Origin of the sequence: Bosea sp. F3-2 (assembly GCF_008253865.1) — a bacterium.
In the GTDB taxonomy this organism is placed as follows: domain Bacteria; phylum Pseudomonadota; class Alphaproteobacteria; order Rhizobiales; family Beijerinckiaceae; genus Allobosea.
Genome location: NZ_CP042331.1, coordinates 4,771,401 through 4,784,337, shown reverse-complemented (window position 1 = coordinate 4,784,337; position 12,937 = coordinate 4,771,401). Strand labels below are relative to the sequence as shown.

The window sequence follows — 12,937 nt, the reverse complement described above, 5'->3', positions numbered from 1 at the left end:
TGCCGTACCGCCGGATCATAAGATGGATTGATATTTGGGAGTTCTTGATAAAATAACTTTGTGAATCTGCTCGCAGCGGACGACCGGATGAATATCAATCAACTCGACGCATTCCTCGTCCTGGCCGATTGTCTCAGCGTGACAGAGACCGCACGCCGGGTTCATTGCACCCAGCCGGCGGTGACCATGCGTATCCAGATGCTCGAACAGGAGCTCGGCACGCCGCTGTTCGACCGCGTTGCCAAGCGGCTGCACCTGACGCGCCAGGGCAAGGCCTTCAGGGAATACGCGCTCGAGGTCGTGAACACGCTCGCGACCGCGCGCGAGCACCTCCGGCAGATGGAGGACCCCCTGTCGGGCACCATCCATTTCGGGGCCAGCAATTTCATCGGCGCCTATTTGATCCCCGCCATCATTGCGCACCACAAGCGGCTGGCGCCGAAGCTCGCCTTCGAGCTCGACATCGCCTCCTCCTCGGAACTGGTTCGCCGCCTCGAAGCGGGCAGCGTCGACTTCCTGATGGTGTCCGATCAGCTCCAGCTCGACCGGGCCCGGTTCGTCTTTCGGGAGCTGTGCCGGGACCGGCTGGTTCTGATCGCGGCTCCGGGGCATCATTTTACCCACCGTGAAAAGGTTTCGCTCGCACAGGTCGCCACTGAGACCTTCCTGATCAAGCCGGGACCATCGGCAACCCGGGATTTCCTGTCGGAACGCATGCGCCTGTCCGGCGTCTCCTTGGCCGACGAGATGAATATTTCGAGCCTGGAAGCCATCAAGCAGGCCGTGATGCACAATCTCGGCATCTCGATCGTCTCCAGATTTGCCGTGGCGCGCGAGATAGCGGCTGGCGACCTCGTGGAAGTTTCGATCGAGAACGCATGTTTCGAGCGCGGCATTCGCATTGTTCACCATCGCGAAAAACTGCTATCGCCGGCCGTAACGCGCTTCCTCGACCTGCTGCTGTCCCAGGACATGCCGGGCCAAGCCGCGGCCGGGCCGTAGCTCCCGCCATCGGGCGCCGGCAGCCCGCATCCCTTCTCAATCCGCCACGTCGATGTCGGGCGTCGACGGGCCGACATTATAGGCTTCGAGGCGCGGCGTTGCCGGGTCGCCGCCGGCAAAGTCGAAGATCGTCAGGGTCCCCGGGGTGACGGGCAGGATCTGGCCGGGTGTCAGCCCGAGGAACACGTTGCAGGCGGCCCGCACGACGCCGCTATGCACGATCGCCAGCAGATCTCCCTCGCCGCGCCCGACCCAGTCCAGCAGGCCGTCGCGAATGCGCGCCGTGAAGGCTCCCCAGCTTTCGCCGCCGGCGGGCGTCAGGCGCCCCGCGCGCCAGGCGGCATAGTCGCCGGGCCTGTCGGCCATCAGCTCATCCTTCGCGCAGCCCGTCCATTCGCCCATGTCGAGCTCGCGAAGCCGTGGCTCGCTCACGGCGCCGTCAAATCCGACGAGCCGGGCCGTCTGCCGTGTCCGCCCGAGATCGGACGCCACGGCACGCGGCGGCGCCAGCCGGCGCAGCGTTGCGGCGATCGCCTTGGCCTGCGCGACCCCGCGCTCGGAAAGCGGCGAATCGTCATGCCCTTGCAGGCGCTTCTGAGTGTTCCAGATCGTCTCGCCATGTCTCAGCAAGATCAGTCGCATCGTCTCTACTCTGCCGAAAAGGAAATGGATGGAGGCGGGCAGGTTCTGGTCTGCCCGCCTCGACGGATCAGAGGCCGTAGCCGAGCAATCTGAACCAGGTGAACACCGACAGCGAGATCAGGACGGCCCCGATGAAACAGGTGATCAGGCCGTATTTGAGCTGGTCGAGGACGGAGAAGTACCCGGTCGCGAAATAGATCGTGTTGACCTTGGAGTGCGGCGGCAGGGTGATCGTATAGGTCAGGGTGAACGACGCCGCGAGCGCCAGCGTCACCGGGTTCATGCCGAGCGTTTTCGCCAGGGCGATGAAGGCCGGGATCATGATCGTCGTCCGCACGGTCTTCGACGTGAAGATCATGTGGCTATACATGCTCATGAAGATCACCACGACGTAGACCGTGGCTGGTGACATGGTTTCAAGTCCGAGCCCATAGACGAGTTTGCCGATGATCCACTGCGCACCCTTGGTCGATTCGAGCGCGTTACCGGCGGCGTAGGCGCCAGCCGCGAAGATCATCAGATCCCATTTGATATTGGCTTCCTTCCAGGTGATCAGGCCGATGCCGGGCATGAGGCAGAGTGTGGCGGCGATGACGGCGGTCATGTAGACCGAGATGCCGAAGCCGTGGAACCAGGCTTCCTGATAGTCCTCGGTCGCCCACAGGACGAGCGTCAGGACGAAGATCGCCATCGCCTTCTTTTCGGCGAGAGTCAGCTTTCCAAGGCTGGACAATTGCTCTTTGAGCTTGGCCGTGCCTTCCGAGAAGCCGCTCTCGCCGCGGAAATCGAAGAGCTTCAGGCCGACGAAGAAGGTCAGGAGCATGGTCAGCAACGCCGAGGGCATGGCGGCGGCAAGCCAGTCCATGTAGCCGATGTCCGTCCCCGTCTGTTCCTTGATGAACTTCACGGCGATCATGTTCGCTGCGGTGCCGGTCATCACGCCGGAGGTGGCGACGGCATCGGCTTGGACGCCGAGCAGCATCATCAGCCGCCCGAAATGGCTCTGGCCGGGAACCGCGCGATAGATCTCCAGCAGGATGACGCAGATCGGCACCATCAGGCTCGCGCGTGCCGTGGTCGAAGGCACAAAGAAGGCGAGCGCGAAGTTGATGAAGATCAGCACCAGCAGCGTCCGCCTCGGCGTGCCGCCGAAGGAGGTGATCATCCACAGGGCAAATCGGCGGGCCAGATTGGATTTGACCATCGCCGAGGTCAGGACGAATGCGGAGACCATCAGCCAGATGACGTCGAAACCGAGCGTCTCGAAGGCAACGCGCTCCTTGACCGTTCCGGTCAGCACAAGGGCGATGATCGCCAGCATCGAGGTCAGATAGATCGGGATCGATCCGGCGACCCAAAGCGTGAGCGCCGTGCAGAAAATCGCGAGCGCCTTCTGGCCGGGATAGCTGAGGCCAGCCGGAGTCGGCATCGCCATCAGCGCGGCAAAGACGATAAGGGCGAGTGGAATGCCGATCTTCTTGAGGATCGGTTCCGGCTTTTTGCTGTCCGGGGACACCTGGCTCGTCGTTTGGGACGGTGCTTCATCCCTCAAGGCGATATCGCTCACCTCAGCCTCCCTTTTTGAATTTTGCCGAAGCTTAGGTGGGAGAAAAAAATAACACAACATTATTGTATTTATAGTTATAATAAGAAATTTCTATATTATACCGAGCAGCCGTCTAACGCCGACTTCTATGGAGGGCGAGCGCTATCTCGACGAGCCGCTGTCGAACCTCGACGCCAAGATGCGTGTGCAGGTCCGGCGCGAGCTGCGCGACATGCAACAGCGCCTCGGGCTGACGACGATCCTCGTCACCCACGACCAGGATGTCGCCGGCTTCCTCAGCACCGCCAATATCTTGGCGGGAAAGCTCACTGGTAGCGGACCAGCCCGTTGCTTCGAGATCGACGGCAGCGCGAATATCCCGATCGCCGAGGCACAGGACACCCCCAACGACTCCACCCTGCTCTTCCGCCCTCAGCACGCCAGCCTCGTCGCCGCCGCGACCTCCGATGGCAACCATCGCCAATCGCGAGTTCCTCGACGCCAGCATCCGCTACGGCGCGCGCATCGGGACGACCGCAGTGGCCGTCGACACGCCGCTCCAGTCCGGCCGGGAACTGTCCGAGGTCGGCAGCCAGGCCGTTTTCAAGCTGGCGCCGCGCTCGCTCCTCTGGCTCAAGGCTGATGCCGGCGGCCATCCGGAGAGCAGAGACTGGTCTGCTTAGGCCTATGCTGCACGGCGCGGGCTGGAAGAGCCCGCACCGTGCATGGCCGGTCTCATATTTTGCTGAGCGCGGACCGAGCGATTTCCTCGAGGCCCGCGGCATCGAGCTTGTAGTGCGCGTAAAGATGCGTCGGAGGCGCGATCAGGCTGTACTCGTCATGAATGCCGTGGCGCAGGAGTTTGACGCCGCAGCCCTCGTCGGCCAGAACTTCCGCGACCGCCGAGCCCAGGCCCCCGAGCACATTGTGCTCCTCGGCCGTCATCAGAATCTTGCAGCGGCCGGCGGCGCGCAGAACGGCCTCGCGGTCGAGCGGCTTGACGGTGGCCATGTCGATCACGCCAACCGAACGGCCTTCCGCATTGAGCTTGCGCGCGGCTTCGAGGGAGGGATGAACCGGCAATCCGCAGGCGATGATCGTCAGCTCGTGCCCCTCGATATGCTCGATCGCCTTGCCGATGGTGAAAGGCGTTCCGCGTTCATAGACATTGGGCTCGCGGCCACGGCCAATGCGGAAATAGATCGGCTCTGGCCATGTCGCGGAAGCCTTGATCGCGGCTTCGAGCTGCGGGCCGTCTGCCGGTGAAATCACGGTGAGGTCGGCGATGGCACGCATCGTCGCGATATCCTCGGTCGCGTGGTGCGAAGTGCCGTAGAAGCCGAGTGAAATCCCGGTGTGATGGCCGACGAGGCGGACCGGCTGGGCGCAATAGGCGACGTCCATGCGGATCTGCTCGCAGCAGAGCAGGCCGAGGAAGGAGGCGAAGGTCGCCACGAAGGGCATGTGTCCCGTCGTCGCCAGCCCGGCGGCTGCCGTGACCATGTTCTGCTCGGAGATGCCGAACTGCACGTAGCGGTCGGGATGCTTCGCGGCGAATTTGTTGAGGCCGTTCGAATATTGCAGATCGGCCGAGCCGGCGATCAACGGGTAGCCCTCCGCAACGAGCTGGATCAGGCCGTCGGAGAAGAAGTCCAGGCCGGGGTTGGCGACGTTCAGCGCACGATACTGCCAGGAATTCGAGGACTGCGGGCCCGTGGCAAACTGATGGGCGTTCATGCTCAGATCTCCCGGCTCTTGATTTCGGCGATGGCACGTTCCGCGTCTTCGGGAGCGAGATAGCCGAGATGCCAGCCAGGCTCGGTCTCCATATAGGTCACGCCCTTGCCCTTCAGCGTCTTGGCAATGATGCAGGCTGGGCGCTCGCGCGTATCGTCGGCCTTGAGGCGTCGCAGCAGAGCGGTGATAGCGCCGAGATCATGGCCGTCGACGACATGGGTCTCCCAGCCGAAAGCGCGCCATTTCTCGTCGAGCGGCTCGACGCCCATCACGTCGTCGACGGCGCCGTCGAGCTGGAAGCCGTTGCGGTCGACGATGGCGATCAGCTTCGAAAGCTTGTGGTGAGCGGCGAAGATGGCGGCCTCCCAGACCTGCCCTTCCTGCATCTCGCCATCGCCGAGCATGACGAAGACGTCGAAGGCGCGGCCATCGGCTCGTCCACCCCAGGCCATGCCCGCACCCGCCGAAAGCGCATGCCCGATCGAGCCGGAGGAGAAGTCGATGCCGGGGACCTTGCGCATGTCGGGATGGTCGCCCAGCGGGTTGCCGAGCCGGGTATAGCCGTTCAGCACCTCGGTCGGGATGTAGCCGAGATCGGCCAGGATCGGGAACAGCCCGACCGCCGCATGGCCCTTGCCCATCAGGAAGCGATCGCGATCGGGCCAGGCCGGCTCGCCGGGCTTCAGGCTGAGAACGTCATAATAGAGCGCGGCGAAGATTTCGGCGGCCGAGAAGACGGACGAATAATGCCCGACCTTGGCGATCTCGATCAGGCGGATCGTCTCGAGCCGAACGAAGCGGGCCTTCTCGCGCAAGCGCGCGATTTCGGCAGGAGAAGGCGTGTAGTCGTTGGCGTCGCGTCTGGGCGCGGCGGATGGAGCTGACATGCTGAGCGTTCCTCGATCCAATTTCCCCGGGAGTGACCTCGGTGGCGAGCGCGACGAGAGATTCTCTTTCCAGGCCAACGACTTCTCGGAGCATCCCAGCGAAGGAGCCGGCCTGACAATTCCCGGTTGACGCCCATCTCGTATCATGCATCATATATGATAACAAGGCTGAGAGACGTGATTTGCGGAACATCTCAGCGGCTGATTAGGGAGACGGTCATGGAGATCGACGGGCGCACACGCGTCATCGTCCATCTGGCATACCCATCGGCGCATCTTCGGACGCCGACGCTGTTCAACGCCCGTTGCGTGGAGCGGCAGATCAATGCCGTGCTGGTCCCCTGGGAAGTCGCACCTTCAGATCTTGCATCGGCCTGGGCCGGCTTGCGTTCCGGGCGAAATCTTGCCGGGGCGATTGTCACGATCCCTCACAAGGAAGCGGCAGCGCGTCACTGCGACCGACTGGAGGGCGTCGCATCGGACCTCGGGGTCGTGAATGTCGTGCGTCGGGCCTCGGATGGGCTGACGACGGGCCGGCTCTATGACGGAGAGGGATTTGTAGCGGGACTGCGCAACGACGGTTACGAGCCTCGCGGGCAGCGGGTGCTGCTTCTCGGAGCCGGAGGTGCAGCGACCGCGCTGGCGCAAGCGCTGCTGGCAGCAGGTGTCGTGGAACTCGTGATCGCCAACCGCAACATCGAGCGAGCGGAGGCGCTCGCCGAAAGACTGCGCGTGCTCAACCCGAGCCAGAGAATCCTGGTTGGTCCAGCGAATGCCCGCGGCTTCGATCTGGTGGTCAATGGCACCTCGGTTGGCCTCGATGGCGATCCGGCGAGCCCCGTCGACGTTGAAACGATCGAGCCGGCCAGCATGGTTGCGGACATTGTGATGAAGCCCGCCATGACCCCGCTCTTGCGCGGGGCCGAGGCGCGGGGCGCCCGGATCCATCAGGGCATGCACATGCTCGCAGCACAAATCGACCTCTTCATCGATTTTCTGCTCGGCGATGCCCAAACCGCAGCGCAGCCGACGCTGCGCATCGCCTGACATCCCACAAAGGACCTTTTGACGATGATCATTTTCGGATCGCCTCGACGCTACATTCAGGGAGCCGGGGCCATCGCACAGCTCGGCGACGAGCTTGCTCGCCTCGGCAAGACGGCGGTGCTGATCGCCGACGAACATGTTCAGCGCCTGGTCTCGGCGCAGGCGAAGGAAAGCTGCGACGCTGCTGGCGTATCGCTGTCTCCGATCACCTTCGGCGGCGAGATCACCCATGCAGAGGTCGAGCGCATGGCGGCGCTCTGCCAAGGCAATCCGCCCGAGATCGTCGTGGCTGCCGGCGGCGGCAAGACCATCGACGCCGCGAAGTTCCTGTCTGGCCAGATTGGAGCGAAGCTCGTCACGATGCCGACCGTCGCTTCGAACGACTCCCCGACCAGCCACATCATCGTGGTCTACGACGAGAACCATAAGCTGGTTGGTGTCGAGAAACTCAAGGCCAACCCTGATCTGGTTCTCGTCGACACTGCGATCATCGCCAAGGCACCGGCCATGCTATTGTCCGCTGGCATCGGTGACGCCGTCGTCAAGCGCTTCGAGGTCGAGCAATGCATCGGCGTGAAAGGCAACAACGTCTTCGGCGCCCGCTCGCCGCTGACGGCGCTCGCCCTGGCGCGGGCCTGCTACGAGACGGTTCGCGCTGACTCCGTCGCGGCGCTGGCGGCGGTGAAGCGCGGCGAGCCGGACGAGGCGCTGGAGCGGCTGGTCGAGGCCAGCGTCCTGATGAGCGGGCTTGCGTTCGAGAGCGGCGGTCTTTCGGTCTGCCATGCGATGACACGAGGCTTGTCCGCCGTGCCGGGCTCGGCCTCGGCGCCGCACGGCCACCAGGTTGCTTACGGGCTTTTGGTCCAGCTCGCGCTTGAAGGGCGGGATGCCGCCTTCGTCGCCGATATCCGCGGGTTCTTCGCGCAGACCGGCCTGCCGCTCTCGCTCGCCGATCTCGGCTTCCAGGGCGGGGCCGCGGAGATCGCGACCATCGCGGAACTGACGGCGCAGGCGGCGCATATGAAGCATTTCTCCCGGCCCGTTTCGGCGCAGGACCTCGTCGCGGCCATCGAGGCCGTGGAAGCGGCCTCCTCGAACCGGAAGGATGCGGCGGAATGAGCACGGCCACACCCTCCCGCCCGATCGCCGATTTCTCGCTCGACGGGCGCATCGCGCTCGTCACCGGGGCCGGGCGTGGCATCGGCTATTCGATCGCACATGGCTTCGCGCAGGCTGGCGCCACCGTCATCATCAACGACGTCAGCCCGGCAGCCGCCGAAGCGGCTTGCGAAAGCTTGCGCGCCGAAGGACTGAAGGCCGAGCCGCAGGCTTTTGACGTCACCGACCATCCGGCCGGCGCCGCGGCGATCGACGCGATCGTCGCCCGCCACGGCAAGCTCGACATCCTGATGAACAATGCCGGCATCCTGATCCGCAAGCCGGTCGAGACCCATGAGATCGCCGATTGGGACAAGGTCATCGCGATCAACCTGACCTCGCTTTACGCGCTGGCCCGCGAGGCGACGCGGCACATGCGCAAGGCCCGCTACGGGCGGATCATCAACACCGCCTCACTGATGGGCATCTCGTCGCGGCCCGGCGTCATCTCCTATGTCGCCGCCAAGCACGGCGTCGTCGGCATCACGCGGGCGCTGGCGGCCGAGCTCGGCGCTTACGGCATCACCGTCAACGCGATCGGCCCGGGCTATATCGAGACCGAGATCAACAAGGCGACGCTGGCCGATGGCCGCTTCCACAAGCAGGTCGTCGATCGCACGCCGCTCGGCCGCTGGGCCTCGCCCGATGAACTCGCCGGCCCGGCCGTCTTCCTCGCCTCGGCCGCCGCCGGCTTCGTCTCCGGCCATGTGCTGATGGTCGATGGCGGCATGTCGGCGACGCTGTTCCAGCCCGAGATCAGCGATCTGGGGCTTGCCGCATGACCAAGCGCCCTGCCCTCAGCGACGCCCCGGACGCGGCAGCCCTGCCGGCCGTCACAGCGGTCGAGGCGATGCATTGCCGCATTCCCTTCCCGAGCCCGCTCCAGCTCGGCAAGCTGCACATGACCCACCGCGACTACGTGCTGCTGCGCATCCGCCTCGCGGACGGGACCACGGGCCACGCCGTCGGCTTCGAGCGCGGGCTGCCGCTCCTGGATCTCGCGATGCGCGTCGCGCCGTTCTATGTCGGGCGGTCGCCGGCCCAACGCGCTGCCGCGCGGCTGGCGGCGGAGGCGGCCGCGCCGCCGGCCCGCGCCGTGCTCATGCGTGGCATCAGCCTGCTCGACATCGCGATGTGGGACGCGCTCGGGCGGGGCACGGGCCTGCCGCTCCACGCACTGATCGGCAGCGCGCGCCAGCACGTCCCGGTGATGCCGGTCGTCGGCTACGGCGCCTCGGCGCAAGCGGTGGCGGAACAGTGCCGCGATCTCGCGGCTCGCGGCTTCCGCACCATTAAGGTGATGATCAACGGCAGCGATCTCGCCGCCGACACCGCCTTGCTCGAAGCCGTCCGCAAGGCGCTGCCGGACGAAGTCGCCTTCGGCATCGATGCGCATTGGTCGTGGAAGACAATCGGTGACGCGCTGCCGACCTGCCGGCTTGCAGAAGGTCTCGGCGCCGTCTTCATCGAGGATCCGTTCCTGCCGCAGCAATGGCGCAACGTTGCCGAGCTGGAGGCACGAATCGGCGTGCCTCTCGCCGTCGGCGAGGACGTGATCGACCGCTATGGCTTCCGCGATCTCGCCGAGGCCGCCCGCATCCTGCGCATCGACGCCTCCGTCAGTGGCGGGCTCACCGGCGCGATCGAGGCGCTGCATCTGGCAACGATCATGGATCGCGAGGTCATCCCCCACGTCTTCCCGGCGCTGCATGGCCAGCTCGCGGCGGCCTTCCCCGCCGTGCGCTGCGTCGAGATGATCCTGCCGGAGGTCGGCGCCGATCCGATCGATCGCCTCTTTTCTGACCCGGCGCGGGTCGAGGATGGCGATCTCGTGGTCAGCGATGCGCCCGGCGCCGCGATCACCTTCGACTGGGACAAGGCGGCCGCCTTCGCCCTGCGCAGCGAGACTCTGGGAGAACGCGCATGAGCGATGCCATCGCGACAGACGTGCGGACCGCTCCGCCCCGCTCGATCGCTTTCGGACACACCGGCTTCATCACGCCCGACATCGAGCGCTCGGTGGCCTTCTGGAGCGAGGTCCTCGGCTTTCGCCCCGAGCCGATCGGAGAGCGCAGCGCGCCCTGGCTCGAGCGCTTCATCGGCGTGCCCGGCGCCCATATGCGCCTTGCCCATCTCTTCGGCCACGGCGCCCATATCGAGTTCATCGAATTCGTCTCGCCCGCCGGTGAGCCGATCCGGCCTGACGCCAATCAGCCCGGTACTGCGCATATCTGCCTGCGCGTGACGCGGCTGCCGGAACTGCGCCGGGAGATTCTCGATGCGGGCGGCAGCTTGCAAGGCGAGGTCAGCAAGATCACCGAGGGCATTGCCAAAGGGTTGCGCGGTCTCTTCATGCGCGATCCCCACGGCATCCTGATAGAGCTGGTCGAGGTTCCCGAGGAGGAAAGCCATGGCTGAGAGCGGCACCCCGATCAAACAGGTCAGCAAGGAGAATCTCTCCGCGCGCATCTATGCGCAGTTGCGCGGTGCGCTGATGGACGGCCAGTTCGAGCCGGGCGAGCGACTGACCATTTCCAGCCTGGCCGAGCAGTTCGGCACCAGCATCACGCCGGTTCGCGAGACCATCTTCCGGCTCGTCAGCGAGCGGGCCTTGGAAATGCGGGCGGCCACGGCCGTGCACGTTCCCAAGCTCGATCCCGACCGCCTGCGCGAGATCCAGCTGATACGCGTCGAGCTGGAAGGAGCGGCGGCCGAGCGTGCAGCGAAGATCATCACCCCTCAACAACTCGATGAGCTCACGCGGATTCACGAGAGCTTTCTCGCTGCGGCGGCCGTCGATCCCGCCGAGGCGAGCGTTCGAAACCGGGACTTTCACTTCGCCCTGCTCCGGGTAGCCCAGCTCCCCATCCTCGAGGGCATCGTCGAGAACGCCTGGGTGTTGATGGGTCCCTTCCTGCGCCTGTTCCACGTGCACATCCCGAAGCGGGACCTGGCAGCAGACCAGCATCTTCATCACGTCGTCCTGGAAGCCTTGCGGCGGCACGACGCCGCCGCCGCGAGCAAAGCCATTCAGGACGACATCCGGTGGGGGAATGTCCTGATCGATGCCTTTGAGCGAGAGGGCGAAGTTCGTCGGACCGGCTCAACGCGCTGAATCGACATTCGTTCTTCGTGCACGAACTGCCCTGCGGCCAACAGCGGTCGGCTTGCAGCCGATTGTGCTGGCCGCCGGAGCGCCTTCGACTACTGCATGGGATACTCCAGATGAGGCTCATATTGTCATGCTGTCAGTTGTTTGACAACCTGACTTCTCTCACGTTATGGGTGCGGTCATGGCGCAACCTTCTTCGAGCGCTTTGAAGGACACCGACATGCGGATCGTCTTCCACGGACAGAACGCAGCCTCCTTCAGCCACGGCTTTACCGATCTCCTCGGTGACCCCGCGGAGATCCGCGTCCTGCCGGACGCACTTGAAAGCGAGCTCGAGCAGCTTGCCTATGCGGAGGCGGACGCGATCAAGAGCATCGGGCCGAAAAGTGGGATCCACTTTTCGGGAAAATCCGATGCTACAGCGAAGAGATAGATTGCCATTTTGCGTCCGAAAGGACGCTCGGCGATCTAGCCTGAATTCCCAAACGGCGCGCCGGTTCGGCGCTCAGCCCAACGGTGACCCGGAATACCGGGCGCCACGCCCGATAGCAGGGTATCACCCGGAGGAAGCCATGACGAAGTTCTCTCGACGCACGCTCCTGAAGTTCGCCGCTGGCGCTGGCGCAATGAACGTCACGCGCAGCTTCGCTCAGTCCAAAGAGACCCTGACCTTTGCAGCGGGGCTTTTTGCCGAGGCCGGACGTGGCGACCGCACCCGCGCCTGGATCGAGAAGTTCAACAAGAGTCAGGATCGCTATGTCATCGAGCCTGTCGCCATCCCGTTTTCGAAGCTGGCTGACACCGTCTTCACGCAGATGGGCGGCGGTGGCGGGCCGGACCTGATCCGCTTCGACCAGACCGACTTCTTCGCCGCTGTGCCGGCCAACCGGCTCTTCCCGGTCGATGATCTCCTGGACCTGTCGAAGTTCAAGTTCCAGGCGGCCGACAAGTTCGTGAAGGTCGACGGCAAGCGCATCGGCATCGCCTTCGAGACCGCCAACTATGCGATGCTCTATAACCCCGCGCTGCTCAAGGACGGCGCGCCGCCGAAGGATTGGGACACGTTCCTGGCCGCCGCGAAGGAGGCGACCGGCCGCGGCAAGTTCGGCTACGCCTTCCGCGCGACGATGCCGGAACGGGCCGGCTTCTGGTTCGACCTCTCGAACTACGTCTACGGCTTCGGCGGGCAATGGGGCGGTGGCGGCGAGCCTCTGCTGAACAGCAAGGAGGTCGTCGAGGCGATCACCCAGTACAAGCGCGTCTACGATCTCGGCGTGACCCCCAAGGGCGCCGATGCCGCGACCTACCGGCGCATGTTCTGGGAGGGCAAGATCGGCATGAACATCGACAATGGCGGTGTCGGCGGCATCTTCTCGGCCCAGGCGCCCGATTTCAAGTTCGATGCTGCCCGCTCGCCCTTCCCGCATCGCGAGCAGGGCATCACGCTCACCATGCTCGCCTTCAACGCCAATTCGAAGAAGAAGGCCGGCGCCGCAGCCTTTGTCGACTGGATGCTCCAGCCGGAGCCGCAGGCCGAACTCCAGCTCCTGCTCGGCGCCTCCAACGTCGCGACGCAGATCCCGCGCGCCGAGGAGGAGCTCAAGAAATATCCCTGGGTGAAGTCGTTCGACGAGAACACGCCCTATGGCCAGCCTTTCCTGGTCCGCTCACTGGAGAGCAAGACCCTCGATTTCCAGCAGGTCGTCTGCGAGAACGTGCTGCGCTGCCTGGTCGGCGGAGAATCGCCGAAGAAGGTGATGGACGACGCCCAGGCCCAGGCACTCAGCCGCATCCTGCGCCGGTGAC

15 protein-coding genes are annotated in these 12,937 nt (G+C 64.7%); 10 read left to right on the top strand and 5 right to left on the bottom strand.

Features of this window, described 5'->3' with window-relative positions; genetic code table 11:
• The first annotated feature begins 87 nt into the window (after positions 1-87).
• The gene (locus tag FQV39_RS22090) at positions 88-1,002 is read left to right on the top strand and encodes a LysR family transcriptional regulator (protein WP_149132253.1); all 915 of its coding nucleotides are present in this window, start codon (positions 88-90) and stop codon (positions 1,000-1,002) included.
• 36 nt (positions 1,003-1,038) lie between these two features.
• Here FQV39_RS22090 and FQV39_RS22085 read toward each other — a convergent pair whose 3' ends face one another.
• The 3 genes from FQV39_RS22085 to FQV39_RS34425 form a co-directional block, all read right to left on the bottom strand.
• Positions 1,039-1,644, bottom strand: coding sequence for a histidine phosphatase family protein (locus tag FQV39_RS22085; RefSeq protein ID WP_149132252.1), 606 nt, complete (start codon positions 1,642-1,644; stop codon positions 1,039-1,041).
• A gap of 67 nt (positions 1,645-1,711) precedes the next feature.
• Complete coding sequence (locus FQV39_RS22080) at positions 1,712-3,211, bottom strand: SLC13 family permease (protein WP_210251130.1); 1,500 nt, start codon at positions 3,209-3,211, stop codon at positions 1,712-1,714.
• A 112-nt stretch (positions 3,212-3,323) separates the two neighbouring features.
• Positions 3,324-3,674 (bottom strand): hypothetical protein, encoded by a 351-nt coding sequence (locus FQV39_RS34425; RefSeq protein ID WP_187640017.1) that lies wholly within the window; start codon positions 3,672-3,674, stop codon positions 3,324-3,326.
• On the opposite strand from FQV39_RS34425, the gene FQV39_RS33275 reads away from it, so the two are divergent.
• On the top strand, positions 3,658-3,873 hold the full coding sequence (locus tag FQV39_RS33275) for a hypothetical protein (protein WP_187640016.1): 216 nt from the start codon (positions 3,658-3,660) through the stop codon (positions 3,871-3,873). The genes FQV39_RS34425 and FQV39_RS33275 overlap by 17 nt on opposite strands.
• A 52-nt stretch (positions 3,874-3,925) precedes the next feature.
• Here FQV39_RS33275 and FQV39_RS22070 read toward each other — a convergent pair whose 3' ends face one another.
• A complete protein-coding gene (locus FQV39_RS22070) occupies positions 3,926-4,927 on the bottom strand; it encodes a transketolase family protein (protein ID WP_149132250.1) in 1,002 nt (333 codons plus the stop codon).
• A gap of 2 nt (positions 4,928-4,929) precedes the next feature.
• Complete coding sequence (locus tag FQV39_RS22065; RefSeq protein ID WP_210251129.1) at positions 4,930-5,814, bottom strand: transketolase; 885 nt, start codon at positions 5,812-5,814, stop codon at positions 4,930-4,932.
• A gap of 219 nt (positions 5,815-6,033) precedes the next feature.
• Here FQV39_RS22065 and FQV39_RS22060 point away from each other — a divergent pair, with 219 nt between their 5' ends.
• From FQV39_RS22060 to FQV39_RS22025, 8 genes are all read left to right on the top strand, one after another.
• Complete coding sequence (locus FQV39_RS22060; protein ID WP_149132249.1) at positions 6,034-6,861, top strand: shikimate dehydrogenase family protein; 828 nt, start codon at positions 6,034-6,036, stop codon at positions 6,859-6,861.
• Between the two features lie 24 nt (positions 6,862-6,885).
• A complete protein-coding gene (locus FQV39_RS22055) occupies positions 6,886-7,980 on the top strand; it encodes a glycerol dehydrogenase (RefSeq protein WP_149132248.1) in 1,095 nt (364 codons plus the stop codon).
• The gene (locus FQV39_RS22050) at positions 7,977-8,801 is read left to right on the top strand and encodes an SDR family NAD(P)-dependent oxidoreductase (protein ID WP_149132247.1); all 825 of its coding nucleotides are present in this window, start codon (positions 7,977-7,979) and stop codon (positions 8,799-8,801) included. The genes FQV39_RS22055 and FQV39_RS22050 overlap by 4 nt, the downstream gene beginning before the upstream one ends.
• Complete coding sequence (locus FQV39_RS22045; RefSeq protein ID WP_149132246.1) at positions 8,798-9,946, top strand: mandelate racemase/muconate lactonizing enzyme family protein; 1,149 nt, start codon at positions 8,798-8,800, stop codon at positions 9,944-9,946. The genes FQV39_RS22050 and FQV39_RS22045 overlap by 4 nt, the downstream gene beginning before the upstream one ends.
• Positions 9,943-10,437 (top strand): VOC family protein, encoded by a 495-nt coding sequence (locus tag FQV39_RS22040; protein WP_149132245.1) that lies wholly within the window; start codon positions 9,943-9,945, stop codon positions 10,435-10,437. Before FQV39_RS22045 ends, FQV39_RS22040 begins: the two co-directional genes overlap by 4 nt.
• Complete coding sequence (locus tag FQV39_RS22035; RefSeq protein WP_149132244.1) at positions 10,430-11,134, top strand: GntR family transcriptional regulator; 705 nt, start codon at positions 10,430-10,432, stop codon at positions 11,132-11,134. Before FQV39_RS22040 ends, FQV39_RS22035 begins: the two co-directional genes overlap by 8 nt.
• Positions 11,135-11,351: 217 nt before the next feature.
• A complete protein-coding gene (locus tag FQV39_RS22030) occupies positions 11,352-11,564 on the top strand; it encodes a hypothetical protein (protein WP_149132243.1) in 213 nt (70 codons plus the stop codon).
• 139 nt (positions 11,565-11,703) lie between these two features.
• The gene (locus FQV39_RS22025; protein ID WP_149132242.1) at positions 11,704-12,936 is read left to right on the top strand and encodes an ABC transporter substrate-binding protein; all 1,233 of its coding nucleotides are present in this window, start codon (positions 11,704-11,706) and stop codon (positions 12,934-12,936) included.
• Position 12,937 lies beyond the last annotated feature (1 nt).

Coding starts and splice junctions, on each gene's coding strand:
- FQV39_RS33275 (WP_187640016.1), top strand. CDS start 3,658: ATGGCAACCATCGCCAATCGCGAGTTCCTCGACGCCAGCATCCGCTAC.
- FQV39_RS22065 (WP_210251129.1), bottom strand. CDS start 5,814: ATGTCAGCTCCATCCGCCGCGCCCAGACGCGACGCCAACGACTACACG.
- FQV39_RS22040 (WP_149132245.1), top strand. CDS start 9,943: ATGAGCGATGCCATCGCGACAGACGTGCGGACCGCTCCGCCCCGCTCG.
- FQV39_RS22060 (WP_149132249.1), top strand. CDS start 6,034: ATGGAGATCGACGGGCGCACACGCGTCATCGTCCATCTGGCATACCCA.
- FQV39_RS22070 (WP_149132250.1), bottom strand. CDS start 4,927: ATGAACGCCCATCAGTTTGCCACGGGCCCGCAGTCCTCGAATTCCTGG.
- FQV39_RS22030 (WP_149132243.1), top strand. CDS start 11,352: ATGCGGATCGTCTTCCACGGACAGAACGCAGCCTCCTTCAGCCACGGC.
- FQV39_RS22025 (WP_149132242.1), top strand. CDS start 11,704: ATGACGAAGTTCTCTCGACGCACGCTCCTGAAGTTCGCCGCTGGCGCT.
- FQV39_RS22035 (WP_149132244.1), top strand. CDS start 10,430: ATGGCTGAGAGCGGCACCCCGATCAAACAGGTCAGCAAGGAGAATCTC.
- FQV39_RS22055 (WP_149132248.1), top strand. CDS start 6,886: ATGATCATTTTCGGATCGCCTCGACGCTACATTCAGGGAGCCGGGGCC.
- FQV39_RS22050 (WP_149132247.1), top strand. CDS start 7,977: ATGAGCACGGCCACACCCTCCCGCCCGATCGCCGATTTCTCGCTCGAC.
- FQV39_RS22090 (WP_149132253.1), top strand. CDS start 88: ATGAATATCAATCAACTCGACGCATTCCTCGTCCTGGCCGATTGTCTC.
- FQV39_RS22085 (WP_149132252.1), bottom strand. CDS start 1,644: ATGCGACTGATCTTGCTGAGACATGGCGAGACGATCTGGAACACTCAG.
- FQV39_RS22045 (WP_149132246.1), top strand. CDS start 8,798: ATGACCAAGCGCCCTGCCCTCAGCGACGCCCCGGACGCGGCAGCCCTG.